Source organism: Bradyrhizobium sp. Cp5.3, assembly GCF_000426265.1.
GTDB lineage: Bacteria > Pseudomonadota > Alphaproteobacteria > Rhizobiales > Xanthobacteraceae > Bradyrhizobium > Bradyrhizobium neotropicale.
Window position 1 is genome coordinate 1 of record NZ_AUFA01000041.1, and the last position, 24,547, is coordinate 24,547.

The 24,547-nt window shown below is 58.6% G+C and carries 20 protein-coding genes and 2 pseudogenes; 16 read left to right on the forward strand and 6 right to left on the reverse strand.

The window, feature by feature from the left end; all coding sequences use genetic code 11:
• The 6 genes and pseudogenes from K289_RS0133665 to K289_RS0133690 all read left to right on the forward strand — a co-directional run.
• A pseudogene (locus K289_RS0133665) lies at positions 1–553 on the forward strand (branched-chain amino acid ABC transporter permease); the annotation flags it as partial.
• 21 nt (positions 554–574) lie between these two features.
• A complete protein-coding gene (locus tag K289_RS0133670) occupies positions 575–1,786 on the forward strand; it encodes an ABC transporter substrate-binding protein (RefSeq protein WP_027555489.1) in 1,212 nt (403 codons plus the stop codon).
• Positions 1,787–1,988: 202 nt separating this feature from the next.
• The gene (locus tag K289_RS0133675; protein ID WP_027555490.1) at positions 1,989–3,134 is read left to right on the forward strand and encodes an acyl-CoA dehydrogenase family protein; all 1,146 of its coding nucleotides are present in this window, start codon (positions 1,989–1,991) and stop codon (positions 3,132–3,134) included.
• 72 nt (positions 3,135–3,206) lie between these two features.
• On the forward strand, positions 3,207–4,184 hold the full coding sequence (locus K289_RS0133680) for an NADPH:quinone oxidoreductase family protein (RefSeq protein ID WP_027555491.1): 978 nt from the start codon (positions 3,207–3,209) through the stop codon (positions 4,182–4,184).
• A gap of 35 nt (positions 4,185–4,219) precedes the next feature.
• Positions 4,220–4,891, forward strand: coding sequence for a nitroreductase (locus K289_RS0133685; RefSeq protein WP_027555492.1), 672 nt, complete (start codon positions 4,220–4,222; stop codon positions 4,889–4,891).
• Between the two features lie 75 nt (positions 4,892–4,966).
• Positions 4,967–5,743 carry an enoyl-CoA hydratase-related protein gene (locus K289_RS0133690; protein WP_027555493.1) on the forward strand — a complete coding sequence of 259 codons (777 nt, stop codon included), beginning with the start codon at positions 4,967–4,969 and terminating at the stop codon, positions 5,741–5,743.
• A gap of 141 nt (positions 5,744–5,884) precedes the next feature.
• Here K289_RS0133690 and K289_RS53170 read toward each other — a convergent pair whose 3' ends face one another.
• The gene (locus K289_RS53170) at positions 5,885–6,454 is read right to left on the reverse strand and encodes a LysR substrate-binding domain-containing protein (RefSeq protein WP_156918333.1); all 570 of its coding nucleotides are present in this window, start codon (positions 6,452–6,454) and stop codon (positions 5,885–5,887) included.
• 11 nt (positions 6,455–6,465) lie between these two features.
• Here K289_RS53170 and K289_RS46035 point away from each other — a divergent pair.
• The 3 genes and pseudogenes from K289_RS46035 to K289_RS0133710 all read left to right on the forward strand — a co-directional run.
• A pseudogene (locus K289_RS46035) lies at positions 6,466–7,332 on the forward strand (hypothetical protein); the annotation flags it as partial.
• A gap of 338 nt (positions 7,333–7,670) precedes the next feature.
• Positions 7,671–8,657: an ABC transporter substrate-binding protein gene (locus tag K289_RS0133705; RefSeq protein ID WP_035686778.1), complete on the forward strand. Its 987-nt coding sequence runs from the start codon at positions 7,671–7,673 to the stop codon at positions 8,655–8,657.
• A gap of 516 nt (positions 8,658–9,173) precedes the next feature.
• Complete coding sequence (locus K289_RS0133710) at positions 9,174–10,145, forward strand: tripartite tricarboxylate transporter substrate binding protein (protein ID WP_051311085.1); 972 nt, start codon at positions 9,174–9,176, stop codon at positions 10,143–10,145.
• Between the two features lie 22 nt (positions 10,146–10,167).
• Here K289_RS0133710 and K289_RS46040 read toward each other — a convergent pair whose 3' ends face one another.
• Positions 10,168–11,058: a LysR family transcriptional regulator gene (locus K289_RS46040; RefSeq protein ID WP_051311073.1), complete on the reverse strand. Its 891-nt coding sequence runs from the start codon at positions 11,056–11,058 to the stop codon at positions 10,168–10,170.
• Between the two features lie 113 nt (positions 11,059–11,171).
• Between K289_RS46040 and acdA the strand changes: the two genes are divergently transcribed.
• The 5 genes from acdA to K289_RS0133740 all read left to right on the forward strand — a co-directional run bounded on the left by acdA (position 11,172) and on the right by K289_RS0133740 (position 17,328).
• Positions 11,172–12,386 carry a 3-sulfinopropanoyl-CoA desulfinase gene (gene acdA, locus K289_RS0133720; protein WP_027555497.1) on the forward strand — a complete coding sequence of 405 codons (1,215 nt, stop codon included), beginning with the start codon at positions 11,172–11,174 and terminating at the stop codon, positions 12,384–12,386.
• Between the two features lie 271 nt (positions 12,387–12,657).
• Entirely contained in the window at positions 12,658–13,869 is a 1,212-nt protein-coding gene (locus K289_RS0133725) for a CaiB/BaiF CoA-transferase family protein (protein ID WP_035686781.1), read from the forward strand.
• 398 nt (positions 13,870–14,267) lie between these two features.
• The gene (locus K289_RS46045; RefSeq protein ID WP_051311075.1) at positions 14,268–15,602 is read left to right on the forward strand and encodes a tetratricopeptide repeat protein; all 1,335 of its coding nucleotides are present in this window, start codon (positions 14,268–14,270) and stop codon (positions 15,600–15,602) included.
• A 194-nt stretch (positions 15,603–15,796) separates the two neighbouring features.
• Positions 15,797–16,585, forward strand: coding sequence for a CoA transferase subunit A (locus K289_RS0133735; protein WP_035686803.1), 789 nt, complete (start codon positions 15,797–15,799; stop codon positions 16,583–16,585).
• Positions 16,582–17,328 carry a CoA transferase gene (locus K289_RS0133740; RefSeq protein WP_027555500.1) on the forward strand — a complete coding sequence of 249 codons (747 nt, stop codon included), beginning with the start codon at positions 16,582–16,584 and terminating at the stop codon, positions 17,326–17,328. Before K289_RS0133735 ends, K289_RS0133740 begins: the two co-directional genes overlap by 4 nt.
• 58 nt (positions 17,329–17,386) lie before the next feature.
• Here K289_RS0133740 and K289_RS0133745 read toward each other — a convergent pair whose 3' ends face one another.
• Complete coding sequence (locus K289_RS0133745; RefSeq protein WP_027555501.1) at positions 17,387–18,886, reverse strand: CoA-acylating methylmalonate-semialdehyde dehydrogenase; 1,500 nt, start codon at positions 18,884–18,886, stop codon at positions 17,387–17,389.
• Between the two features lie 103 nt (positions 18,887–18,989).
• On the opposite strand from K289_RS0133745, the gene K289_RS0133750 reads away from it, so the two are divergent.
• Entirely contained in the window at positions 18,990–19,877 is an 888-nt protein-coding gene (locus tag K289_RS0133750) for a LysR family transcriptional regulator (protein WP_027555502.1), read from the forward strand.
• A gap of 27 nt (positions 19,878–19,904) precedes the next feature.
• Here the strand turns inward: K289_RS0133750 and K289_RS0133755 are convergent, their stop codons facing one another.
• On the reverse strand, positions 19,905–20,975 hold the full coding sequence (locus tag K289_RS0133755) for a YeiH family protein (RefSeq protein ID WP_035686784.1): 1,071 nt from the start codon (positions 20,973–20,975) through the stop codon (positions 19,905–19,907).
• A gap of 85 nt (positions 20,976–21,060) precedes the next feature.
• Here K289_RS0133755 and K289_RS0133760 point away from each other — a divergent pair, with 85 nt between their 5' ends.
• Positions 21,061–21,963, forward strand: a complete 903-nt coding sequence (locus tag K289_RS0133760; RefSeq protein ID WP_027555504.1) for a LysR substrate-binding domain-containing protein — start codon at positions 21,061–21,063, stop codon at positions 21,961–21,963.
• A gap of 663 nt (positions 21,964–22,626) precedes the next feature.
• Here the strand turns inward: K289_RS0133760 and K289_RS0133770 are convergent.
• Together K289_RS0133770 and soxC are read right to left on the reverse strand one after the other, a co-directional pair.
• Positions 22,627–23,166 carry a cytochrome c gene (locus K289_RS0133770; protein WP_027555506.1) on the reverse strand — a complete coding sequence of 180 codons (540 nt, stop codon included), beginning with the start codon at positions 23,164–23,166 and terminating at the stop codon, positions 22,627–22,629.
• The gene (soxC, locus tag K289_RS0133775; protein ID WP_371260890.1) at positions 23,153–24,409 is read right to left on the reverse strand and encodes a sulfite dehydrogenase; all 1,257 of its coding nucleotides are present in this window, start codon (positions 24,407–24,409) and stop codon (positions 23,153–23,155) included. Before soxC ends, K289_RS0133770 begins: the two co-directional genes overlap by 14 nt.
• Positions 24,410–24,547: the final 138 nt, after the last annotated feature.

Below are 24,547 nucleotides of genomic sequence, written 5' to 3' on the forward strand. Positions count from 1 at the left end.
CGGCGTGCAGGGCCTCGTCGTCACCAAGCCCGATGCGCCGTTCGGCCTGCCGATGTCGCAGGACATGTGGCTCTACTACTTCACGCTGGTCGTCACGCTGGCGATCTACCTGTTCTCGGTGAACCTGTTGCGCTCCCGCTCGGGCCGCGCCTTCATGGCGATCCGCGACAACGAGATCGCCGCCTCCGCGATGGGCGTCAACGTCGCGCTCTACAAGACCCTCGCCTTCGGCGTCTCCGCCGGCATCACCGGCGTCGCCGGCGGCCTCAGCGCGATCGCGGTGCAGTTCGTGGCACCGGACAGCTTCACCATCACGCTCGCCATCCAGCAGTTCCTCGGCATGGTCGTCGGCGGCGTCGGCTGGCTGCCCGGCTCGATCGTCGGTGCCGCCTTCATCATCTTCGTGCCGAACCTCGCCGAGGGCATCTCCAAGGGCCTCTCCGGCGCCGTGTTCGGCGTGCTCCTGTTCCTCGTCATCTACCTCGTGCCGCACGGCGCAAGGCAGGTCGTGGTCCAAAGCGAAGCTTGGATCGCCAAAATCAAACAGAAGTGAAACTTAACAAGGAGACCTCAGATGTTTGGAAGGACTATACGGGCGACTGCATTGGCGACAGCAGCGATCGCGCTCGCCTCTGGCAGCGCGCTTGCACAGAAAAAGTACGATGCCGGGGCTACCGACACCGAGATCAAGGTCGGGAATCTCATGCCGTACAGTGGTCCAGGATCCGCTTACGGCGTCATCGGCCAAGTGGAGGCCGCCTATTTCAGGATGATCAACGACAAGGGCGGCATCAACGGTCGCAAGGTCAACTTCATCAGTTACGATGACGCCTACTCGCCTCCAAAGGCCGTCGAGCAAACGCGCAAGCTGGTGGAGAGTGATGAGGTTCTGCTCATGTTCGATCCGCTGGGCACGGCCAACAACACAGCCATCCAGAAATATCTGAACTCGAAAAAAGTTCCGCAGCTCTTCGTCGCGGCGGGTGCAACGAAATTCAACGACCCCAAGAATTTCCCCTGGACCACGGGTTGGCAGCCGTCTTATCAAAGCGAGGCGCGCGCCTATGCGAAGTACATTCTCAAGGGAAAGCCGAACGCAAAAGTTGCGGTATTCTTCCAGAATGACGATCTCGGGAAGGACTATCTGAAGGGCCTCAAGGAGAAGCTCGGTGCACAGATCGTCGCCGAGGAGAGTTATGAGACGACGGAGCCGACGATCGAGAGTCATATCGTCAAGCTCAAGGCTTCGGGGGCCGATACGCTGGTCAACATCAGCTCTCCCAAATTTGCGGCTCAGGCCATCAAGAAGATCGCGGAAGTTGACTGGAAGCCGCTGCATATCCTCAGCAATGTCTCGGCCTCTGTGGGCAGTGTGATCAAACCGGCCGGCTTCGAGAACGCGCAAGGCATCATTTCGGCGACGTACCTGAAGGACCCTGCAGATCCGCAGTGGGACAATGATCCCGGAATGAAGGAGTTTCAGAGCTTTCTGGGCAAATACTATCCGGAAGGAAACAAGCGCGACATATTGCTGATCACCGGCTACGCTCTCGCAGAGACGCTGGCTCAGACGTTGAAGCAGTGCGGCGACGATCTCACTCGCGAGAACGTCATGAAGCAGGCTGCGAACCTGAAGAACTGGCGCACCGAGGCACTGTTGCCTGGTATCTACGTGAACACCTCTCCGACCGACTTTGCGCCGATTAGCCAACTCCAGTTAATGCGGTTCAGCGGAGAGAAGTGGGAGCTCTTCGGTGGTGTAATCAACGGCGACGCCGACGACTGACCGCTTCGTGGACCGCGCATGCCTTTTACACGGCAGCTCTGATTCTAGGGTCTTTGTCGAAGGGTGTGCGCGGTCGGCCCTAGCCGGTTACGTCCGATTGGAGGGGCGCTGCCCCTCGTTATCAAACTGCACGCGGCCGCTCTTTCGCGCAGACGCAAGGGCAATGAACGCAATTTGCGTTCGTCACAATGGCGAGTAACGCATGATCGACTATCGACCCTCCTGGCTCGACGCCGACCTAGAAATGTACCGAGACACAGTGTCGCGCTTCGTTGAGAGGGAGATGGCGCCGCTGGACGAGGAGGCACGCAAGCAAGGCAATGTCGGCCACGAACTCTGGCTGAAGGCCGGAGCGCTTGGGCTTCTGTGTTCAGACATCCCCGCAGAGTATGGCGGCGGCGGGGGTGATTTTCGACATGAGGCCATTTTTTACGACGCCATGTCGCGTCGTGGCCTGACGGGAATGAACCCGTCCGTTCACACGATCGTCGCCCACTATCTGCTTAACCATGGGACCGAGGAGCAAAAGCGCGAGTATTTGCCGCGCCTGGCGAGTGGGGAGCTGGTCGGCGCCATCGCAATGACCGAACCAGGGGCGGGGTCGGATCTCCAGTCCATCCGAACCCGCGCGGAGAAACGCGGTGGGAATTATGTGATCAACGGCTCCAAGACCTTCATATCCAACGGCCTGCTTGCAGGACTGGTGCTCGTTGTCGCGAAGACCAATCCGGCTGAGCGAGCGAGCGGAATGTCGATCATCCTGGTTGAGACTGCAAAGGCTCCCGGCTTTAGGGTCGGCCGCGTCCTCGATAAGCTTGGACTGAAGGCGCAGGACACTTCCGAACTGTTCTTCGATGAGGTCGTGGTTCCGACCTCAAATCTACTCGGCGGAGTGGAAGGTCGTGGCTTCTATCAATTGATGTCTGACCTGCCTTATGAACGCACCGTTATCGGCGTGATGGCGGTGGCAGCAATGGAGGGAGCTCTGGAGGCCACGCTTGCCTTTGTTCGTGAACGAAAAGCGTTCGGAAAGGCGATCGCTGAATTTCAGAACACGAAATATAGACTTGCCGAATTGGCGACGGCCACCAAGGTCACTCGCAGCTTTGTCGACCAGTGCGTCGAAGCGCTGGTCTCCGGCACGCTGGATGCGGCCACCGCGTCGATGGCCAAACTCTGGGCATCGGAGCAGCAGGGTAAGGTCATCGACGAGTGTTTGCAGCTGCACGGTGGATACGGCTTCATGAATGAGTACCTCATTGCACGCATGTATGCCGACGCACGCGTGCAGCGCATTTACGGTGGAACTAGCGAAATGATGAAGGAAGTGATCTCCAGGTCGCTTTAGGGCTGTCGGAATTGTTCAAATTCTGTCGCGTGTACTCGTTGGCCGCCAAGTCGGCACGCTCAAGAGGATTTCATGAAAGCAGTCTTGGTTGAGACTTACGACCGGATCGAAAATATCACCATCAAGGACGTGCCTAAGCCGGAACTGTCAGCGGGCATGGTCCGCGTTCGAATTCAGGCCGCAGCCGTCGGTTTCGTCGACGGCTTGAAGGTGCAGGGCCTGTATCAGACCAAGGACCCGTTGCCGTTCACACCCGGTTCGGAGTTTGCGGGCGTGGTCGACGAGACGGCCGCAGATGTTGAGGGCTTCGCGCCCGGTACGCCGGTCATTGGGATGGTGAGAAATGGCGGCCTTGCGGAATACATCTGCGCAGCACCCGCGGACCTTTTCGTTACGCCGAAAGGCATTGAGCCCGAGGTCGGGGCCTCGTTCTTCGCCAACTATCTCACGGCACTATATGCACTCAGCGCTCGGGGAAAGTTGCAGAGCGGCGAAACGCTCCTGGTTTTGGGGGCGGCGGGGGGCGTGGGAATTGCCGCTGTTCAGGTCGGAAAGTTGCTGGGCGCCCGGGTCATTGCTGCGGCTTCGACTGAGGAGAAGCGACAATTTGCGATCAAGTTTGGCGCCGATGCGAGCCTGGATTACACACGTGAAGGCTGGCGCGACGAGCTCAAGGAAGTCACCGGTGGTCGCGGCGCCGACGTGATCTATGATCCCGTCGGTGGAGACCTGAGCTTGCAAGCATTCCGGTCGATCGCCTGGAATGGGCGGCACCTGGTGGTCGGTTTTGCTTCCGGAACGATTCCGGCGCTGCGGTTCAATCTGCCTCTCCTAAAAGGGGGAGCGCTGCTGGGTGTCGACCTCGCGCAAATTGGTCGTCGTGAACCGGACGTGCGAGATCGCGTCATCGGCCAGCTATTTACTTGGTTGAGCGACAAGACACTCGTCCCCGTTGTGGGAAAAGTCTTTGCATTCGAGGACTTCCACGCAGCATTCAAGGCGATGACTACGCGCTCGGCGCTCGGAAAGATGGTCGTCAGGATCGGCTGACAATCCTCCTCGCCTGGGTCTTTGGAGTAACCTTCATGAACGTTTCTGACGCGGTGAATTCGCGGACCTCCGTGCGGGCATTCTCGGACTTCCCAGTCCCCGCCGAGATTGTCCAAGATATTTTGGTGGCAGCGAGCCGCTCGCCTTCTGGCGGAAATCTACAGCCTTGGCATGTCTGGGCACTAGGCGGCCAAGAACTCGCGCGATTCAAGGCGTTGATGGCCGAGCGGATCAAGATCAACCCGGCGGGCGAGCAGCCGGAATACAACATCTATCCGCCAGAACTGAAAGAGCCGTATAGAACCCGGCGATTCAAGAACGGCGAAGATCTCTATCGCACGATCGGAATTCCGCGCGAAGACAAAGCTGCGCGTCTCAATCAGCTCGCAAAGAACTTCACGTTCTTCGGTGCGCCTGTCGGATTGTTTTTCGCCATCGATCGCCAGATGGAGCCGGGGCAATGGGCCGATCTCGGCATGTACATGCAATCCATTATGTTGCTCGCAGTCGAGAAAGGGTTGAGTACCTGTCCGCAAGAGGCCTGGGCGCTCTGGCACAAGACAGTCGCGGAATTCATCGGCTTGCCGTCGCATCTCATGCTCTTTTGCGGCATGGCTCTGGGCTACATGGATCGCGAACATCCGATCAACAGTCTGCGCGCAGATCGCGCTGACCTATCAGAATTCACAACCTTCATCGGATTCTAATCGCGAGACGCGGAAAATTTCGCGTGCATTGATCTTGTCGTCCAGCGTAACCCCACGTCGAAAGGCTAAGCGGAAATGACGTACGAATATGTCAAGGTCTCCCGTGAGGGGCACTGCACAATCGTGACGATTAACCGGCCTGAAGCACACAATGCCTTGAACTTTGCTTGCCATTCCGAACTTGAAGACGTCTTCGACAAATTTGCCGCTGATGACGAACAGTGGGTCGGTATCATCACGGGTGCCGGACAGAAGGCCTTCTGCGCTGGCCACGATCTAAAACAGCAAGCTGCTGGCGGGGGACTTGTAACCCCGCTCAAGGGTTTTGGTGGTCTGACGAAGCGCTTTGACCTTGCGAAGCCGGTAATTGCGGCAGTCAACGGAGTTGCGATGGGGGGCGGTTTCGAGATCGCGCTGGCGTGCGACATCGTGGTCGCGTCGGATAATGCCGTGTTTGCTCTACCGGAACCGCGTGTCGGCCTGGCGGCGCTCGCCGGAGGGATTCAGCGGTTGCCTCGCGAGATCGGCCTCAAGCGAGCAATGGGCATGATGCTGACCGGGCGGCGGGTCAGCGCCGAGGAAGCGCTCTCGCTGGGGCTCGTCAATGAGGTGGTGAGTGGTGACGTTCTGGAGGCGGCCAGACGTTGGGCCGGCGAGATCCTTGCCTGTAGTCCAATGTCAGTCCGGGCCACGAAGGAAGCAGTCCTCCAGGGATTGTCGCGCTCTATCGCCGAGGGGCTTTCGGAGGAATGGGATTACCCGGCCATGAAGGCGATGCTTGCTTCTGCGGACGCGGTAGAAGGTCCGCAGGCTTTCGCAGAGAAGCGAAAGCCGAATTGGAGGGGGCGCTAGACATACGTCGTCGCTGTGGATTGGCCGGGCGGCGAGTTCTCCAGCCCACTGTGTTGTCGCGGTGGCTTGGAGGAGCCGAGTGTCGGTTCCGGGCTTTTGCTGCACGGGCAAGAGCCGAAGCAGCGGGCCTTCGAGTGGGATCTAAGCGTCCCGCGACGAGCGCGCGATCAGGGACTTGTGTCGTCGGTGCGCGACATCTTGAATGAGAGTTCGTAACCACTGCAGGCCGGGATCTCTCTCATGTGAGATGCGCCATTGAAGGACGTCGCTCATCAGGGGGAGTGATATGGGAGCTGCTACTTGCCTTATCGGCAGGGTGGTAGCCGCGCGTTCTGCTAAGTCTGCGGGTATCAGCGCCAAGAAGCGGGTCCCGATGATGGCTTCTGGAATGAGTGTGAAGCTTGGCGCAGTTATCCCGGCTCGGGGAGCCCGACCAAATTGCTTGAAGAACCAGGTCTCTATGAATGTCGTCCGTTCGCTGTAGGCTTGTGCATGGCGCATCTCGAGAAATTGGTCGAGCGACAAGCTGTCCCCGACTGCGGCGTTGTCCTGCCACACGATGCACACGTAATTCGTCGAAGGGAGGACGGTGAACGGGCAATCCTCCAACATGAATCGATCAGGAACAATCAGGAAATCGATTTCCGTCCGAAAGAAGCGGGTGCTGGGACCTTGATAGAAAATGTCAACCGATGGCGCCGTAGTGCGCAACTCGGCGAGGATATTCGTTTACTCATTTCGATGTGTGGGCTTATGGCACGAACTTCTTCAACATTGATATGTTGAAATCCACACACAACGATCCTGCTTCACCTTGCCAACCCACCGGTACCTTGCCGTTCGGCACGACAGGAGCCTGCGCCGGCGCGACGGAATTCTACGGCATCGAGCGCAGCACGTTCGGCTGGAACGAGATATTCAACACTAACGCGTTCAAGATTGGGCCGCTGCGAAACATCTCGTTCGAGGTTGGCGTCGATCTCGGCACGGCGATCAGCTATTATGCGCCCACGACGAACAACGTCGTCGGCGGTCTGCAATTCGCCTTCGACCTTCCATACAAGGGCTATGTCAACGTGGCGCCCCTGGTGGTCGCGGGGTTGGCGAGCCACAAATCGTTTCTTCAGTGCGGTCTCTTCAATCCGGGCGTTCCCGGGGTGACCTGCCTCGCGGACGGAAACAGGGTGTTCCCGCCGACGTGGAAGGTCGAGACCAATTACTACATGGATCTGGGATTCCTCCCCGAAAGCATAAGGTACTTCGCGATCAGTGGCCGCGTTTCCGTGACTGGGCAGAAGGGCGATATCAACACCCTCCCTGCGCGGTCCGGCGTCGGACGTTTCAGCAACGCCAGCAAGATCGAAATAAACAGCGAACCGATCCGCTTGACCTTCGATGCCAGCAAGGCCTTCATCGGCCCCAAGTACAGTCACTTTGTCGATCTGTGGGTTGCCTACCGTTACTGGCAGAACAAGTACGGCCTTGATAGCAACGCCACTCCCGGAACTTGCACCATCGCGGCAACGGGCGTCAGCACCAATAGCTGTACGGAAAAATCGGCCAGCGCCGGCGTCTCGGTGAAGTTCTAGCACCTGTTCGCATGGGGCGGGAATGCCGCGGTGGTGAAACTCTGCAGCGTCGTCCAGGCTCTTCGGCGGAGCCTGGACGGTTAGTTCCGGTGGCCAATCACCGAAGGCGCTAAGTTTGGTCGATTCAGCGACGTTCGTCACGAAACAGTTCCGCTGACATTCGAGGGGTAAGAGGCGACAATCTCGTCGATTTATCTGCCTCCGAAGCCGCTCGACCACCCGGCTCGGAAGCACGAGGGCCCGCTTTCGATGCCGCTGACCAGCCGGCTCGGGAGCGGGCCATTTCCTGCACAAGAACTCGTACTATGGAGCCGTGGCCTTGGCTGCGGAGAGGACGCATGTCGTACATCAGACGTCTCATTTGCTTCGCGGGCTTGAGCGCGGCCAGTGCAGTCGCCCTACTGTCCCAAAGCGTCGCGGCGGAGACTCTGAATCTGCGCTTTAGCTGGAAGCTGAAGGGGGAATATGCCTTTTTCTACCTTGGGCAGAAAAGCGGTGTCTACAAGGAGGCGGGAATCGACTTGAACCTCGGTGAAGGTGCCGGAGCCCAAGCCGCACTCGCTGCCGTCGTGCAGGGGCGAGAGGACCTCGCGGTGGTTCCCGGGATATTCGCCATCACCGCAATTCAAAAGGGAATGCCAATAAAGATCGTGGCCTTGTATCAGCCAGAGGCTCCGGTGGTGTTCATCTCGCATAAGGCAAACCCGGTCCTGAGGCCCGCTGATCTTGAAGAGAAGTCGATCGCGAGCTCGATCGGCGAGACATCAACAGCATATCTCGACGTCTTTTGTAGTCGAAACAAGATCGACTGTAACAAGATCAAGAAGATTCACATGGACAGCCAGGTTCGAATTTCGCAGTTCATGCAAGGAAAGGTCGACGTCGTTGGCGTTTATCGCACCAGCGACCTGCCGACACTTAGGGACAAGACCGGCAGCGATTTTGCAGTGCTCGACCTGCCGGAGTTCGGCCTAGCGGTCCCTGGCCTGGCGGTGGTCGTAAGGGTCGCTGCCGTGGAAAAGAATGCCGTCGCGCTTCGTCGGTTTTTTAGCGCAACGAACCGGGCGATCGAGATGACGCGGAGCGATCCGGACGCCGCCACCGCTGCACTTAAGACTGTCTGGCGGACCGGACCAGCTGATGCGATCGTGCGAGAGCAGGTTGAAGCAACCTCTCGATCCATTCCACCTGGGGCGGGAAAGCCGCTCGGCTGGGTCGAAGACAACACGATCTCGGATGCTGTCCATCTCATCCGGACCGTTGAGGACATCGGCATGCCAAGACCGTCCTCGTCTTTTTATACCAACGAACTCCTGACGCGATGAAGGCCATCCCCGCCGGCAACATCATGGTCGAGGAGTAACCCTGGTACTGCGCCCTATGGGCTCCGTACCCACGGCTTACGCTCGACGCCGGTCGCGACGATGCGACGGCTGCGCGAATCAAGTTGATGGCGCAGATGGTCGCGGGACAAGATCCGCGAAGCGTTGTTGCGCGGCAAGGCTAATGTGACCTGACGAGTTGGGTCGTATGTCGCTTGCAGCAACCATTTGGCCCCGCACTTACCTCCGACCCTCGCGCTGCATGCCGACCAAGCGGATAGGGAGAGGAGCACGCGTAAGAAATTCTGAAGTCACTCGTCTAAAATTTTGGTTTGCATTTCGATCCGTCTCGGGTCCGAATTGACGTAGACCGAGTTCGATTGGCTGAGGACCATGCTTAGGCGATGGCGTCTGCGCGTCGTAGCTGCTTCTTCTCGTATGGCTGTGCTCGGATTCGCAAATCTCGTTGCGCGGAACGACGAACAACTAAGGAAAAGAGGGGGAGCGTCGGTGAACAAGATGGCGGTTGCGGCGATCGCAACCATCGCCGCGTTGTGTGTACGAGCCAGTAAGGCTGCGGACGAATATCCTAGCAGGGCGATTACGTTGGTGGTGCCGTTCGCGGCGGGTGGTCCGACCGATGTTGTTGCGCGAATTGCCGCGGCCGGTCTCTCGACCCGCCTCGGCCAACAGGTCATCGTAGAAAACGTGGGCGGTGCAGGCGGTACGATCGGAGCGATGCGCGTCGCGCGCGCGGCCCCAGATGGCTACACGATGCTATTGGGCCAAACCGGAACGCACGCCTTTGCGGTCTCTCTTTATTCCAAGCTTCCATATGACCCTCTGAAGGATTTCGAGACGATCGGAAACGTGGCCAATGCGCCTCAAGTCATTCTGACCAAGAAGCCGGGCCCGGCAAACTCGCTCGAGGAGTTGGCGGCTTTCGTGAAGGCGAATGATTCGAAGCTCAATATCGGACATGCTGGGGTCGGCTCAACCTCACATGTCGCTTGCCTGCTCTTCAATTTGCAGGTCGGTGCAAATCCCAACTATGTCCCGTATCGTGGTACGTCGCCTGCGCTCAACGATTTGATCGGCGGTCAAATAGACTACATGTGCGATCAGATTACCAACGTTGTCGGCCAGGCCAAGGGAGGTACCGTTCAGGTTATTTCGATCTTTGGACCTAAACGATCGCCGGCGCTCCCCGAGATCCCCACGGCCGCTGAAGCCGGGATGCCAGGACTGGACGCGGTCATTTGGAACGGACTGTTCTTTCCGAAAGGCACGCCTCAACCGATTATCGAAAAGATGAGCGAGGCTCTGGCTAAAACGTTGGATGATCCGATGACGCAGCAACGACTTGCTGACCTTGGTGCCGACGCTCCGGCCCCTGGCGAGAGGGGACCGATAGCCTTCAGAGACCTGGTGAAGCGGGAGGTCGATCGTTGGACTCCCATAATCAAGGGCGCGGGTGTCCAGGTCGAATAAGACCAGCACTACGCTGCTTGCATTATCGCTTACGCTTGCCGCGGGGCGCGGTTACGAATGATTTGAACGCATCAGCAACAGCCCGAACGGTAGGAGCATCAATTGTCCCACGGCGAGCCAAAATCCCGATTCGCCTATGAACTGGCGGATCGAACGAGATCGACTTCAGGACGTCGAGGTCCGGAGAAAATAAGCCGACGGGAATGATAGTCACTCCGAGCTTGAGTTTCACGATGCGGATCATTGTCTCGATGGAGTCGAACTCCATGAAATCGTTCACCAGAATCCGACGCGCGCGTAATGTTGAATCGATGACCCGTCCGACCCCCATGGCAGGATTGAAGCGAACGAATGGATATGTTCGCAGCATTTCCCCGACCGAACCCCGGGCCAAATCCTTGTGAATGACGACCTTGAGTTCTTCTTCCAATATCTGTTCAAAGACGGCTGATGGATCCAAACGTTCCAGCTCGGTAACGATAGCAACATCCAGGTGCTTTTCCTCAACCTTGAAGGCAAGTTCAGGCGACAGCCCACTTTGGATTTGAATTCGTAAGCTCGAGTGCTCGTTCCGCAGCTTCGATAGCGTCTGCGGAAGCAGGTGCGTCGCAACGGAAGGGATGACGCCAAGCCTCAACGACCCCGTAAGGCCCGTCGATGGTGTCGACGCAAGCAGCCGAAGGGAGTCGTAACGCTCGATAATCTGTCTAGCTTCGTCGACGAGACGCCAGCCGCTACTATTGAGAACCGGCGGCCTGATGGTTCGGTCGAAGAGCTTGGATCTCATGTCGACTTCCAAGGCCTTCATCTGCATGCTGACCGCCGATTGGGTCATGTAGAGTCGCTGAGCCGCCGCGTTAAAGCTGCCGCCATCGGCAATGGCCACGAGTGTGCGAAGCTGTCTGATGCTCATGACAGGCAACTTAACATAATTTGAAGTAGACTTCGCAAAATATTCGTTTGCCTTTCGATCCTTCCGAGAGTGAAAACCGGCCGACCGTCCCGTACCTGAAGAGGATCCGTCCCATGGATATGAAGCTCTCGCCTGAGCAACAGAAGCTGAAAGCCGCTGCGCGCGAGCTTGCAGAGGCGCAATTCGCCGAGAGGGCCGCTGAGGTCGACCGAACGGAGGCTTATCCTTACGACAACGTGAAGGCGCTGACCAAAGCCGGATTTATGGGCTACACGGTGCCTAAGGAGTATGGCGGTCGCGGCGGAAGTTTCTTTGAGGCGACCCTCATCATCGAGGAAATGGCCCGCGTCTGCGGTGCTACCGGTCGGATTACGGTCGAAGCCAACATGGGCGCGATCTCGGCCGTTATGCAGTACGGTACAGAAAAGCAGAAGCGGATGGCGGCGGAATTGGTTCTCGCCGGCGACAAGCCTGCGATTTGCATTACCGAGCCGAATGCCGGTTCGGCTGCAACCGAGATGACTACACGCGCAGACAAGCGCGGCGGTACTTATGTCATCAACGGGAAGAAGCATTGGATTACGGGCGGCGGTGTGTCCAAGCTGCATTTGATCTTTGCCCGCATTTTCGATGAGCGTGGAGAGGAGCAGGGGATCGGAGGGTTCCTTGCCGTGGCTGGGACCCCCGGTCTGAAAGTCGGCAAGCGCGAGCCGGCAATGGGCCTTCGCGGGATTCCCGAAACAGAGATCATTTTCGAAGATCTTGAGATCAGGGACGATATGCTCGTTCTGCCGCCGCGCGGGCTTCGTCGCGGGTTTGCTGATCTCATTGATGCCTACAATAGCCAACGTGTTGGCGCAGGCACGGTTGCGCTCGGCATTGCGCAAGGCGCATTCGAAAAGTCTCTAGTTTTCGTGAAGGAGCGTGAGCAGTTCGGTCGTCCAATAGCGGAGTTCCAGGGATTGCAATGGATGGTGGCCGACATGGCGGTCGCCGTGAATGCAGCGCGCCTGTCGCTGCATCAAGCTGCTTTGAGTGCGAACCCATTTCCGGACCCTCTCTTGGCTGCGCAAGCGAAGATCATCGCTTCGGAAACTGCCAACAACGTCACCAATCAAGCATTGCAGCTCTTCGGCGCTCGCGGATACTCGCGCAATTATCCCATGGAACGCGCGGTGAGAGATGCCCGCATGTTCACCATTGCCGGCGGGACAGCCCAAGTGCTCAGAACCCTGGTGGCATCGCGCGTGCTCGGCATGAAGATCCCGCAAACGCGGGGCGGTTACGTCCAAGTTGAGAAAAGCCGGGCCCGCGATGCTTCAGAATAGATGGCGGTCTGAGGACCGAGCGCCGTCCATCTAAAATCTCGCGGAATGAGGTTTGCGGCCTCGTCCGCCTCGGGCAGGGTCCATGATGCTGTGCGCCCTCGTCCGATAGTGGCGATACAATTTCGACCGTCCTCCCGGTCGGATCGGGGGGCTCGCGTTCGCAGGCCCCGCTACTTGAGCCCGGTGTGTGCAATGTACGTACCGGGCCCTTTTTTTCGAAAAGCATCGAGCAATCGATGCATTCTGTTCAGTGTGGGGCACCAGTTCGTTCATGACGATTTCTTCCGCCAAGCCGCTCGCCGGGACCCGTGTGATTGAGCTGGGAGAGCTCATAGCTGGACCTTTCGTAGGAACGTTGCTGGCTGACAACGGAGCAGAAGTCATCAAGATCGAGCGGCCGGGGCGGGGTGACGTGCTTCGGCAATTTGGCCCGATTGTCGATGGGACCAGTGCATTCTGGCAGGTCAACAGCCGGAACAAGAAGTCCGTCGTGCTAGACATTACCCACGATGGTGGCCTTGCGATCCTGCGTGATCTGATCAAGAGCAGCGATGTGCTCATCGACAGCCTGCGGCCCGGCGTGCTGGACAAGATAGCATTGAGCGACCAAGCGCTCCGGTCGCTGAATCCCAGATTGATCGTCGTGCATGTCTCTGCTTTCGGTCGAGTTGGCCCAAATTCCAGGCGCGGCGGCTATGATCCAGTCGCGCAGGGTTTTTGCGGCTTGAGCAATCTGACGGGTGAGCGCGATGGACCGCCGATGAGGGCGGGCGGTGCCGTCCCGGTCTGCGACTTCATGACGGGATTGCTTGGCGCGTTCGGCGCGGTGCTGGCCCTCCATCAGCGAAATGGCGGAATGGATCCCGTACCGTCGGTCGACGTCGCGCTTTATGACGTGGCGTTCAAGATGATTGCACCACTCATCTCCTACTACGAGGCAACTGGAAAAGCCTGGCAGAGAGACGGCAACCACAGTCTCGGGGGCGCTCCAACAGGGCATTTCATGACGGCGGACGACAAGTGGATCTGTCTTTCCGTTCAGAATGACGAGCAATTCGCGCGCTGCGCGGGATTGGTCGATCGGCCTGACTGGGTTTCCGATGGGAGGTTCGCTACCCTTTCGGGACGCACCGCCCATCGAGACGAGATTGAAGCGTGGGTGTCGAGCTGGATCCGGGAAAGAGATCGGGCGACCGTCATCGCCGCCTTCGAGTCGAAATCGCTGGGCGTTGGGCCGATCCAATCTATTGAGGATATGGCCAGCAACGAACATCTGAGTGCGAGAGATTTGAAGCTCGTCGAAGACCCGGTCCTGGGTTCGGTCAGAATGCCAAGGACGCTGCCTATCAATCCCAATGCTGAGAACCAGACCCCCGCTCCGGTGCTGGGTGAGCATACTCGCCAGGTGCTGTCTGAAGTGCTTGGCTATTCGGCCGAGGCGATCGCGCAAATGATAGGCCATGGTCATGCAGCCTCCGCGTAGCCGCACGCGTTCCAAGGTTCCGAAAGGCTAGGCTATGGCGGGGGCGCTCTCCACTTCATGAATTTTGAACTGTCTCGTGAATTTATCTCGTTTGCTTAAGTTGGCCGATGGCGCGACACATGGCGCTCCAAGCGCAAACTAATGGGCGTCGCGAATGCAATCCCAAGAATTGGCAATGAACTGCAAGTTTCCGCGCCACGTGAAGGCGGTTTTGCGTACGCGATAGACTTGCCCGACAGACGCGCTCAATCCGTACGGTCGTCTCCAGTAATCTCAGAACGGCGCGGCCAACGTCTGTTCGAGGGCTTCCTCCTCTCGCGCTTGGAGCGCCTGAGAAGGGGAGATTTTCGGACGCTCGCAGCGATCACCTTCAACGAAACGTCAAACTTTGAGGTCCCATGTTCGACGATCGAGGCTTGGAACTTAGCAGCCGGAACGAGGCGGCCGTGGCTTCCTATAATCGGGCAGTCAAGAGCTTTCTCGAGTACCGGACGACAGCAATGCCCTTGGCGAAGGAGGCGCTGGACGCCGATTCGCAGTTTTGCCTGGCGCATTGTTTGCGCGGCTACTTCTTCATGGTCTTCGGGACGTTTTTGGTCATGGACAAGGCCCGATCCGCTCTCAAGGATGCTCAAGCGACCCTCGGCAGCGCAAATAGCCGGGAGCGGAGCCACGTTGAAGCGTTGGGCTTTTGGATCGCTGGCGATCTCATGGCTGCAAACACCTGCTGGGAGCGCATTCTATTCGACTATCCTCACGACCTCCTGGCCTTGCGACTGCACCACTTCAACAGCTTCTGGATGGGACAGACGCGCGCCTTGCGTGCGGTGCCTGCGTCCGTGTTGGCGAGTTGGCGCAAAGACATGCCCGGTTATGGCAATGTTCTGGGCATGCTCGCGTTCGGCTTTGAAGAGAACGGCGAGTACGCGAACGCCGAACGTTGCGGGCGAGAGGCCGTCGAGGCCAGCCCTGACGATCTGTGGGCGTTGCACGCCGTTGCCCACGTGTTGGAGATGCAGGGTCGACATAGCGAGGGCCTCAAGTGGCTCAATCATCCTCTTGACCAGTGGAACGATAGAAATCCGTTCCGACGTCACCTGTGGTGGCACAAGGCACTGTTCAACATTGACGCGGGACGTCTGGATGGCGCGCTGCAGCTCTATGATGAGGCGATCAAGGGCGACAAATCCGACTTCTATCTCGATATCCAGAACGCCGCGTCTCTCCTGGCCCGGCTCGAATTCTGTGGCCTCGACGTCGGAAATCGCTGGGAGGCTCTCGCCGATCATGCCGAAACGCACGTCGACGATCACGCGCTGATCTTCACCGACGTCCATTGCGTGATGTCTTTGGCGCACGAGCGGCGCTTCGATGCGGCTCAGAAAGTGATCGAATCCATGAAGAGCTATGCCGGCGACGAGACGCGCTACGTAAGCGGCGTCATCCGCAAGCTCGGTGTCCCCCTGTGCGAGAGTATCATCGCTTTCGAGCAAGGACGATATGACGATGTCGTGGATGGAATTCTGCCGCTGCGTCACGTCACCGGTCCAATCGGTGCGAGCCACGCCCAGCGCGACATCTTCGATCAGTACCTTCTTGAGGCGGCGCTCCGCGCGAACAAGGTGCCACTTGCTCAGAAGCTGCTTCAGGAGCGTAGCTTTCTGAAGCCGGGCAGCCACGAGAGCGAATACAAGCAGGCCAGGCTGCAGGGGGCGATGGCGTCGCTCGCGTAGAATCGCGGGCTGTTCGGTTCAGCAGAAACCTCGCGGCGGCGCTGTCTTGCGCGGGTTGATTGCATCCGTCCGGTGCTTTCGGGGCGGGCCTGAGAGGGTGATCCGGTCGTCGCGGTCATCCGCCGACAACTCCCGTATGAGTCTTCCCTACGGTGAAGCAAGTGGAGGTGGCGTTGGAGAGCTCTCTTGACGCGATGGCGAAGTACATCGAGCGTGGGATGACGGTCGCGCTACCGGTGGACTACGCCGGCGTATCGATGGCCATGACACGCGAAATGATCCGGCACGGTGCGGATGATTTGCACCTCGTCTGCGTGCCGACCGGAGGCCTGCAGGTCGATCAGCTCATTGGAGCCGGCCTAGTTGGGACAGTCGAGACGAGCGCGGTTTCATTGGGGGAGGCTGGCGGCGCGCCTCGATTCAACGCCGCCGTCAAGAATGGCTCAATTCGTGTGAGGGACGCGACTTGTCCGGCGATTCATGCCGGCTTGATGGCTGCGCAGAAGGGCGTGCCATTTCTGCCGATGCGAGGGCTGATCGGAACAGACCTGCTCCGACACCGGAACGACTGGCGCGTAATCGACAATCCGCTTGCTGATGGCTGCGATCCGATCGTCTTGATCCCCGCCATCAAACCGGACGTAGCGATCTTCCACGCCCCCATGGCCGACCGCTTCGGGAACGTCTGGATCGGGCGTCGGCGCGAGCTCGCGGCCATGGCCTATGCTTCAAGTATCACGATCGTCACCGTAGAGCGCATCGTGGAGGAGAGCCTCTTGGCAGATGAGCGGACGGCCGCAGGCGTGCTACCAGCCCTTTACATTACGGCCGTCGGGCAAGCCCCACGAGGCGCGTGGCCCTACGGCCTATGGGGCGAATATCCCCCGGACGTGGCAGAGATCGCGCGGTATGCGCAGGCGGCACGAACGGTCGATGGATATTCCAGATACATGACGGACGCCAGACCGGAGGCGCGATCGTGACGGATGCCCTCCCCCGCGAGATACTGATCCATACCATCGCGAAGCTATTGGACGGCGTCAGACATGTGGCGGTGGGCGCTTCGTCACCTATCCCGGCCGCTGGGGCTATGCTCCTGCGCGAATTGAAGACTGCCAAGGGAGAGCCTGGCCCGCGCATTTCGGTTCTTGGATCGGTTGAGCACAACTTCTTCACCAACGGATCGGCGGAGCTGTTCGATTGCGCTGCTCAGGGGCGTATCGACGCATTCTTTCTTGGCGGTGGTCAGATCGACGGGCTCGGCAACGTCAATCTCGTGGGAGCGGGGGGCTATCCGCAGTCGAACGTGCGCTGGCCCGGATCTTTTGGGTCGGCTTATCTGTATTTTGTCGTTCCGCGGGTCATACTCTTCCGCGAGGAACATTCGCCGCGCGTTCTCGTCGACAAGGTCGATTTTGTGAGCGCGCCCGGAGTGAGCGAAGAAGGCGTGTTTCGAACTGGGGGCCCTATTGCGCTACTAACGGGCAAGGGCCTCTTCCGCTTCGATAAATCCCGCCCAAGATTCGTGCTCGAGAGCATTCATCCTGGATACGATCTCAACGAAATCAAGGCATCGACCGGCTTCAAGTTCGAGCATGATGACCAGCCAAGTCGCACGGCATTGCCGGACGCGTCAACGCTACATTTGCTGCGTGGAAAGGTGCTCGAGGAGCTTGCCGAGACCTACGGCGAGTTCGCCGCCGAGATGCGTGCTGCTACGCCGTAGCCAGCCAGCGGGCCAGGCGAGGATCGCGGGGGGTATGCGATCTTCGCCTGGCGGCAGATCAACTCATCGTCGGCATAACGAACTCCGCTCCTGACCGGATGCCGGTAGGCCATCGCGTGGTGATGGTCTTGAGTTTGGTGTAGAAGCGCACCCCCTCGGGACCATGCATGTGATGATCGCCGAAAAGGGATGCCTTCCAGCCACCGAAGGAGTGGAATGCCATCGGCACAGGAATTGGCACGTTAATGCCGACCATGCCCACCTGAATTTGATGGGCGAATTCGCGGGCCGCATCGCCGTCCCGCGTGAAGATGGCGGTGCCGTTGCCGAACTCGTGCTCGTTGATCATATTGGCTGCTTCGTCATATGAGTTGGCGCGCGCCACGGCGAGCACAGGTCCAAAGATCTCCTCTCTATAGATCTTCATATTGGTTGTGACGTTATCGAAGAGTGATCCCCCGATGAAGTATCCCTTTTCATACCCCTGACGCCGAAAATCCCGGCCATCAACGACAAGCTTTGCACCTTCGTCGACGCCCGCATCAATGTATCCGCGGACCTTGTCGAGGTGCTGCTTGGTCACCAGAGGTCCCATTTCGGCGTCGGGATCCGTTCCTGGGCCGATATTCAGGGCACGAACCTTTGGCGCGAGCTTTTCGATCAATCTGTCAGCGGTGGTGTCGCCTATGGGTACCGCCACCGAGATTGCCATGCAGCGCTCGCCAGCGGAGCCATACGCTGCCCCCATCAGAGCGTCGACGGCCTGATCCATGTCGGCATCCGGCATGACAATCATGTGGTTCTTCGCGCCGCCAAGTGCCTGGCACCGCTTTCCGTGCTGGGTCGCCGTCTCGTAGATGTAGCGTGCGATCGGGGTCGAGCCGACGAAGCTGACGGCGACGATACCGGGATCAGTTAAAATGGCGTCTACGGCTTCCTTGTCGCCTTGGACGACGTTGAAGACGCCGTCGGGAAGTCCAGCTTCTTTCAGCCACTGCGCGAGAACCAGGGACGCGGAGGGATCGCGCTCGGAAGGCTTGAGAATGAAGGTATTGCCGCAGGCGAGGGCGACCGGGAACATCCACATCGGAACCATGGCCGGGAAATTGAACGGCGTGATTCCGGCGACCACGCCGAGCGGCTGACGTAGCGAGTGGCTGTCAACGCGCGTTCCGACGTTCTCTGTAACCTCGCCCTTGAGAAGCTGCGGTGCACCGGTTGCGAATTCCACCACCTCCATTCCGCGCTGGATCTCGCCCTTGGCGTCTGAAAGGACTTTGCCGTGCTCCGCGGTAATGATCTGCGCGAGCTCGTCGATGCGTTCCTCGAGAATCCGAAGGAAGCGGTTGAGGATGCGAGCGCGTCGTAGAGGAGGTGTATTCGCCCAAGCCGGGAATGCCTTCCGAGCAGCGATCACCGCGGATCGAACATCTTGTGCTGATGCTAATCCCAGAATTCCCGATTGCTCGCCGGTGGCAGGATTGTAAACGGCCGTGGTGCGGGAGCCCTGGCTCGGCACCAACTCACCGTTGATGAAATTCGGAATGGCCGCCTGCATGGTCTTTTTCTCCAAACGAAGCTTGATCACCCTCGGTATGGAGCGCATAAAATTGCACTTCAACGGCCGAATTCGCGGCTCCGTTGTGCGGAAATTGTAGTCGATGGATTGGGAACGGGTTCGGATATTCCTTGAGGTCGCAAGAGCGGGACAGATACTGAAGGCGTCGAAAAGCCTACGGCTAAATCATGCGACCGTAGCGCGACAGCTTACGGCGCTCGAGCGGAGCCTGAACGCCAGGCTGCTCGAACGACACACATCCGGCTGCACTCTGACCGCAGCAGGAGAAGCGTTAGTCGCAGCCGCCGAGCGCGCCGAGAGCGAGTTCCTTAAGGTAGGCTCCAGTATAGGAGGAGCCACGGAGGCGATCACCGGAACCGTGCGCGTCGGCGCTCCCGACGGCCTAGGCAACTACTTTCTTGCGGACCGTCTCGGAGCGCTCGCCGCGAGCCATTCAAAGTTGGTGGTCCAGCTCGTTCCGTTACCTCGAACCTTTTCGCTGTCCCGGCGCGAGGCTGACATCGCGATTACGTTGGATCGTCCCAAACAGGGGCGACTGATCCTGTCGAAGCTGACAGACTACACGCTGAGCGTCTACGCCGCAGAGAACTATCTTGAGCGCGAGGGATCGATCACCAGCCAGGCCGAATTGGCCGGCCGCTTGTTCGTAACGCATGTAGAGGATTTTGCTTACAGTCGTGCTCTGGACTACGCCTCTGTCCTCGGTCGCCTGATGTCACGCCGATACGAATGCGGAAGTGTGGTCGCGCAAATGGAGGCGGTCCGGGCTGGACATGGCGTTGGCATTCTCCACGACTATGCGGCGCAGCGATATCCCGAGTTGAGGCGCTTGCTCCCAGAGGTTCGTTTCGTTCGAAACTACTGGATAACGTCTCATCCCGACACGCACGAGACGCGGCGCGTCCAGGAGGTGCACCGGTTCATCTCTGTATCCGTAAAGGCCGCCAGATCGACATTTGTCTCAAACTGACGGGCGCCCCGATCAATTCGTCCGGTGCTAGGTCGGTATCACGTATCGCACGAGACAGAAGCTGACCGCTATCAGGAAGATCAGCGACAAAGTCACGGCTACCGTCACTCGGGCTCCGACTTGCGCGACTACGCGAAGATCCACGCCCAGGCCGAGCGCGGCCATCGACAGGACCGTGAGGACGCTCGCGATGTATCGGATAGGTGAGATGAAGGTGTCGGGAATAAAAGATAGGGACCGCAACGCCGCCAACGCAAAAAACGCGATGATGAACCACGGCACAGCTTTGAAGAACTTCTGCTTCGGCGATCTCGCTGCCGCTTCAGTGCGCAGACCGCGCGCCAGGTAGGCGATTGAAGCGACAACTGGTCCTAGCATCATGACTCGCACCAGCTTGACGACGGTGCCGATCTGCGTGCTGACAAGGCTTGCCGGCATTGTGGCTGCGAGCACCTGCGGTACGGCGTAGACGGTCATGCCCGCCAGTATTCCGTATTGAACATCCGAAAGAGCGAAGAGCGGAATCAACAGAGGCAATCCGAGAACGACGATGACACCCAAAATTGCGGTGAAGGCGATCGAGGAAGCAATTTCATCAGAGTTCGCGCCGATTAGGGGCGCCACTGCGGCGATAGCCGAGTTTCCGCAGATCGAGTTTCCGCAAGCTACGAGAATGGAAAGACGATTTGAAAGCCCCAGAAATCGGCTTACCCCGTAGCTGATCACGATGGTCAGAATGACAACGCAAACAATTGCCACGAGCAGAATTGGCCCAGAACCTGCGATCGTTGCGAAGGTAATCGATGCACCCAGCAGCGCGACGGCAACTTCGAGCAATTGCTTCGCGCTAAAGGCGATGCCTGCTCGCCAGCGGGTGCCCGGCGTCCAAATGGTGCGAATAGCCGTTCCGACAAGAATGGCGATCACGATCGCTTCCAGGTAGGGATGACCAAGGGACGATTCCTGCGCCATCTGAAGACCGATCGCTGTCGCTGTCACCGCCGCGCAGAGGGCTATCCCGGGAAAAACCGAGGAAACCACCGCAAAGGTGGAAATAACCGGCACAGGCTTCTTGGTGCAATCGACTTGATCCGACATCTCGTTCCTCTAAAGAGAGCACAATATGCGTGACAGGATCGATTTTGGAAAATATCAATTTGTCATGAGCCGATAATGAGGAATTATGGCCCTCAACCTGCATCTGCTTCGGATGTTCGTGGCGGTGTCCCGAGTAGGCAGCTTCTCTCGGGCCGCTGAAGCCATGAACCTCAGTCAGCCCGCGCTTTCAAAAGGAGTGCGGGACTTCGAACTTCAGGTCGGCTGCCGGCTGCTGAACCGGTCTCAAAAGGGCGTGGTCCCTACGTCGGAAGGCCTCGCTCTGCTGAAGCACGCCGAGGATCTGTTTGCGGCCGAGCGTGCAGCGGAGGAGATGCTTTCGGCTAGACGTGACCTGAACAACGGATCGTTGCGGATCGGTGCAAGCACGACGATTGCCACCTATATGCTCGCTCCTTACCTCGGTGCCTTTCATCAGGCGTACCCGGGGATTGATCTCCATCTTGTTAGCGCGAATACGCGCGAAATTGCTGAGCAGATGGCGGCTCAGGACATAGATATTGGGTTAGTCGAGGGACCGATCGAGGAGGGCGTCGTCATCGCCGAAAAGTGGCGGACTGACATCATGAAGTTGATCGTCTCCGAGCATCACGATTTCGCTGCGGACAAGGAGCCGATCGATCCCCAGCGTTTGGGAGGTGAGGTGTTGATTCTACGCGAGCCGGGATCTGGCTCGCGCGAAGTTGTAACGCAGGCACTTGCGGCGAACAACATCGAGCCGCTCCGGTTTCTCGAAATCGGCAGCACGGCTGCTATCAAGCAAGCCGTGGCGGCAGGGATCGGCGTTTCCATCGTCTCAACGGTCGCGACGAGAGACCAGGTGCGCCTGGGTTATTTGAGAACCGTCGAACTCCGTGGGCTCACGATAGAGCGTACACTATGGCGGCTGAAGTTGCCCGAACGGACCTCAAGGCCTGCCGCCCGTGCGTTCGAGGAGTTGCTAGAGGATCCGCAAATACCACAACCCTAGCGTTGGATAAGGATCAGTTACCCAATGCCAATAGACACGCCGCGTTAGGATTCGAGGCCGGCAAGGCCGCCAAAAAGCCGTTCGTAGAGGCCGGCCCTGACGGCTTCAGTGGAAAACCGTCGGAGTTCGTCGCTCTCTTCAATAAGAACTCCGCGCCGCTAAGGCGAAGCGTCGTGTTCTTCAAGTCCCCGGCCACAATCACGCCCGTGCTGGTTGTTTGAGCGATTGCGCTGAGCCCAGGAGCCGAGAGGTCAGGGACTGTATCGCTCTTCCTGGTCAGCAACATGGTGACAGCCCCACATCCCCTGTGAGGGATAAGAGCTTCGCCGTGCATTCCGCTGGTCCGGATAGCGCGGCCAAGTTCGCATGCGAGCCGTTCCAGGCCGACTGAATAAGCTACCCGATTCGCCCAGAATAGGTTCGCGGCTCGGACTTCGGCTTGACCGCCAAGGTTAGGGAACTGAGTTGAACGTTCGACCGCAATCTCGTCGAAAATCATGCTGTACAGTTGCAGCTCTAACGGTTCTACCGGCCGCGAAATCAGGAGCATAAGTCGCGGTCGCGAGCCAACGATGGAACGAAGTTTCTTCGCCAGCCCTGTGGTTGTCATTTTGTCATCGGTGCGTCTGATCCGGCCCAGATGTTTCCGAGGGACTGCGCAAGTCATTTCACGTCTGGACGAGGATCCCCAACGAAATTATCGCGGTTGGGCATCCTGACGGAGGGCAGCGTCTTCGCATCCAGGGCCGCGCTCTCGGGTAGCAGGCCGTTGAGATGAAGAACGTAAGCCGTAACCGCATACACCTCTTCATTGCTGAGCGATTGAGGCGAAGGATACGGCATGGCTCGGCGAATATAGTCGAACAAAGTGGTTGCATAAGGCCAGTAAGACCCGACAGTCTTAATAGGCTTCGGCGTTGCCAACGTACCGTGTCCGCCAACAAGCCTGTCGCCGACGCCGCCCTCCCCCTTAGGGCCGTGACATGCCGCGCACTGTTGATCGAACACCTCCCTGCCGAGGCCTACCGTGCCCTTGCCTGGCGGCAGGTTCGTCCCGTTCCGGTCAATATCAATATTCCAACCAGCGATTTCGGCATCCGTCGCTGTGCGCCCAATCCCGAGTTTTACGCTGGACTCCGAATGCGCGGGAGGGGGCAGGAAGGCCGCTGCCAAACTAGCGATGAGAAGATCACGCATTCGCATTGGTAACCTCGCCGTCCGCAGCAATCCGCCAGGGCTGGATAGCGTTGTTGTGATAGAAGGAGTTATCTCCGCGCACGCCAACCAAATCAGCCAATGTCGGCTGAATGTAACCAGTTTCGTCGATCGCTCGGCTTTGGATGACAGCAGGGCCGCCATGCCATCGCCATGGCAGCCTGAAGCGCGTCAGAGCTCGCGTAAGTACCGGCTCCTGTAGCTGTGCTTGTTGCCAGCTCTTTCCATCGTCGACCGAGACATCGACACGCTTGATCTTGCCGCGTCCGGTCCATGCAATTCCCGATATCTCGTGGAAGCCATGCGACTTGAGCTTTTGACCGCCGGACGGATAGGTGATGATCGACTTTGCGTCCATGTAGAACGTGAATTCTCGCGACTTCCCGTCCGGCATGAGATCCGTATATTTCGACGTTTCTTCGCGAGAATAGACCGGTTCGGTAACTACATGCAGACGGCGCAGCCACTTTACGCTCATGTTGCCTTCAAAGCCCGGCAAGAACAAACGCAAGGGATAGCCTTGTTGGGGACGAAGCCGCTCACCGTTCTGGCTGTAGACGAGCAGCGCATCGTCGAGGCATTTCTCGATCGGAATACTGCGGGTCAATGCAGCTGCATCCGCACCTTCAGCGATGATCCACGTCGCTTCGCGCCGCAATTCTGCTTCTTGCAGGGCGTGGCTGAGTTTGACGCCCGTAAACTCAGCGCAACTGACCAAGCCGACCAAGTCCGACGCCGTCTTCCCATAAGGCTTCTTGAACCCGGGATTGCCCGAGCACTCGAGAAAGTAGATGTGTGATTCAGACGGGAAGCGTCTCAGGTCCTCCATCGTGAAGATGAGAGGTTTGTCGACGAGGCCGTGGATGATCAGGCGGTGTTCGGCCGGATCGATTGCCGGAACACCAGAATGGTGACGTTCGTAGAAAAGGCCGTTCGGAGTGATGATGCCGTCCAAATCCTGTAGGGGAGTGCGACTGGACGTCCAAAACATCGGATCGCCACTTTTCGGTATGTTCCGCGCGACACTCTTCTCGAATGGCGAAGGCGTCCCGTAAAGCTGGCTACCGACGGGATCGCCGGGCGACTTCATCCATTCGGGAACGTTTGGCGGAAGATTTTCGCCTTGGGACGGATCCGCGAGAGCGTCTCCACCCGCCATCGCGCTAACAGCCGCACCGCCAACAAGAGCGCTTGCGCCGCGCATGAATTGCCTACGCGAGGCGAGGAGCATTTCCTCATCCGAGTTTTCGGTACGGTCGGCCATGTCACCCGTCTCCTGACGCTGCGAATAGACGGCCAAGCCGTGTCCTATCGGAAGGAGATGCGCAAACTAACTTTCCTGAAAATGCATTTCAGGAATCGTGAAGTG

Bases quoted from the DNA above. Each gene is read 5' to 3' on its own strand.
- K289_RS0133725 (WP_035686781.1), top strand. From the start codon at position 12,658: ATGACGATTTCTTCCGCCAAGCCGCTCGCCGGGACCCGTGTGATTGAG.
- K289_RS0133770 (WP_027555506.1), bottom strand. From the start codon at position 23,166: ATGCGAATGCGTGATCTTCTCATCGCTAGTTTGGCAGCGGCCTTCCTG.
- K289_RS0133755 (WP_035686784.1), bottom strand. From the start codon at position 20,975: ATGTCGGATCAAGTCGATTGCACCAAGAAGCCTGTGCCGGTTATTTCC.
- K289_RS46045 (WP_051311075.1), top strand. From the start codon at position 14,268: ATGTTCGACGATCGAGGCTTGGAACTTAGCAGCCGGAACGAGGCGGCC.
- K289_RS0133690 (WP_027555493.1), top strand. From the start codon at position 4,967: ATGACGTACGAATATGTCAAGGTCTCCCGTGAGGGGCACTGCACAATC.
- K289_RS0133750 (WP_027555502.1), top strand. From the start codon at position 18,990: ATGGATTGGGAACGGGTTCGGATATTCCTTGAGGTCGCAAGAGCGGGA.
- K289_RS0133680 (WP_027555491.1), top strand. From the start codon at position 3,207: ATGAAAGCAGTCTTGGTTGAGACTTACGACCGGATCGAAAATATCACC.
- K289_RS46040 (WP_051311073.1), bottom strand. From the start codon at position 11,058: ATGAGCATCAGACAGCTTCGCACACTCGTGGCCATTGCCGATGGCGGC.
- K289_RS0133670 (WP_027555489.1), top strand. From the start codon at position 575: ATGTTTGGAAGGACTATACGGGCGACTGCATTGGCGACAGCAGCGATC.
- acdA (WP_027555497.1), top strand. From the start codon at position 11,172: ATGGATATGAAGCTCTCGCCTGAGCAACAGAAGCTGAAAGCCGCTGCG.
- K289_RS0133705 (WP_035686778.1), top strand. From the start codon at position 7,671: ATGTCGTACATCAGACGTCTCATTTGCTTCGCGGGCTTGAGCGCGGCC.
- soxC (WP_371260890.1), bottom strand. From the start codon at position 24,409: ATGCTCCTCGCCTCGCGTAGGCAATTCATGCGCGGCGCAAGCGCTCTT.
- K289_RS0133685 (WP_027555492.1), top strand. From the start codon at position 4,220: ATGAACGTTTCTGACGCGGTGAATTCGCGGACCTCCGTGCGGGCATTC.
- K289_RS0133745 (WP_027555501.1), bottom strand. From the start codon at position 18,886: ATGCAGGCGGCCATTCCGAATTTCATCAACGGTGAGTTGGTGCCGAGC.
- K289_RS0133735 (WP_035686803.1), top strand. From the start codon at position 15,797: ATGGCGAAGTACATCGAGCGTGGGATGACGGTCGCGCTACCGGTGGAC.
- K289_RS0133675 (WP_027555490.1), top strand. From the start codon at position 1,989: ATGATCGACTATCGACCCTCCTGGCTCGACGCCGACCTAGAAATGTAC.
- K289_RS0133760 (WP_027555504.1), top strand. From the start codon at position 21,061: ATGGCCCTCAACCTGCATCTGCTTCGGATGTTCGTGGCGGTGTCCCGA.
- K289_RS0133710 (WP_051311085.1), top strand. From the start codon at position 9,174: ATGGCGGTTGCGGCGATCGCAACCATCGCCGCGTTGTGTGTACGAGCC.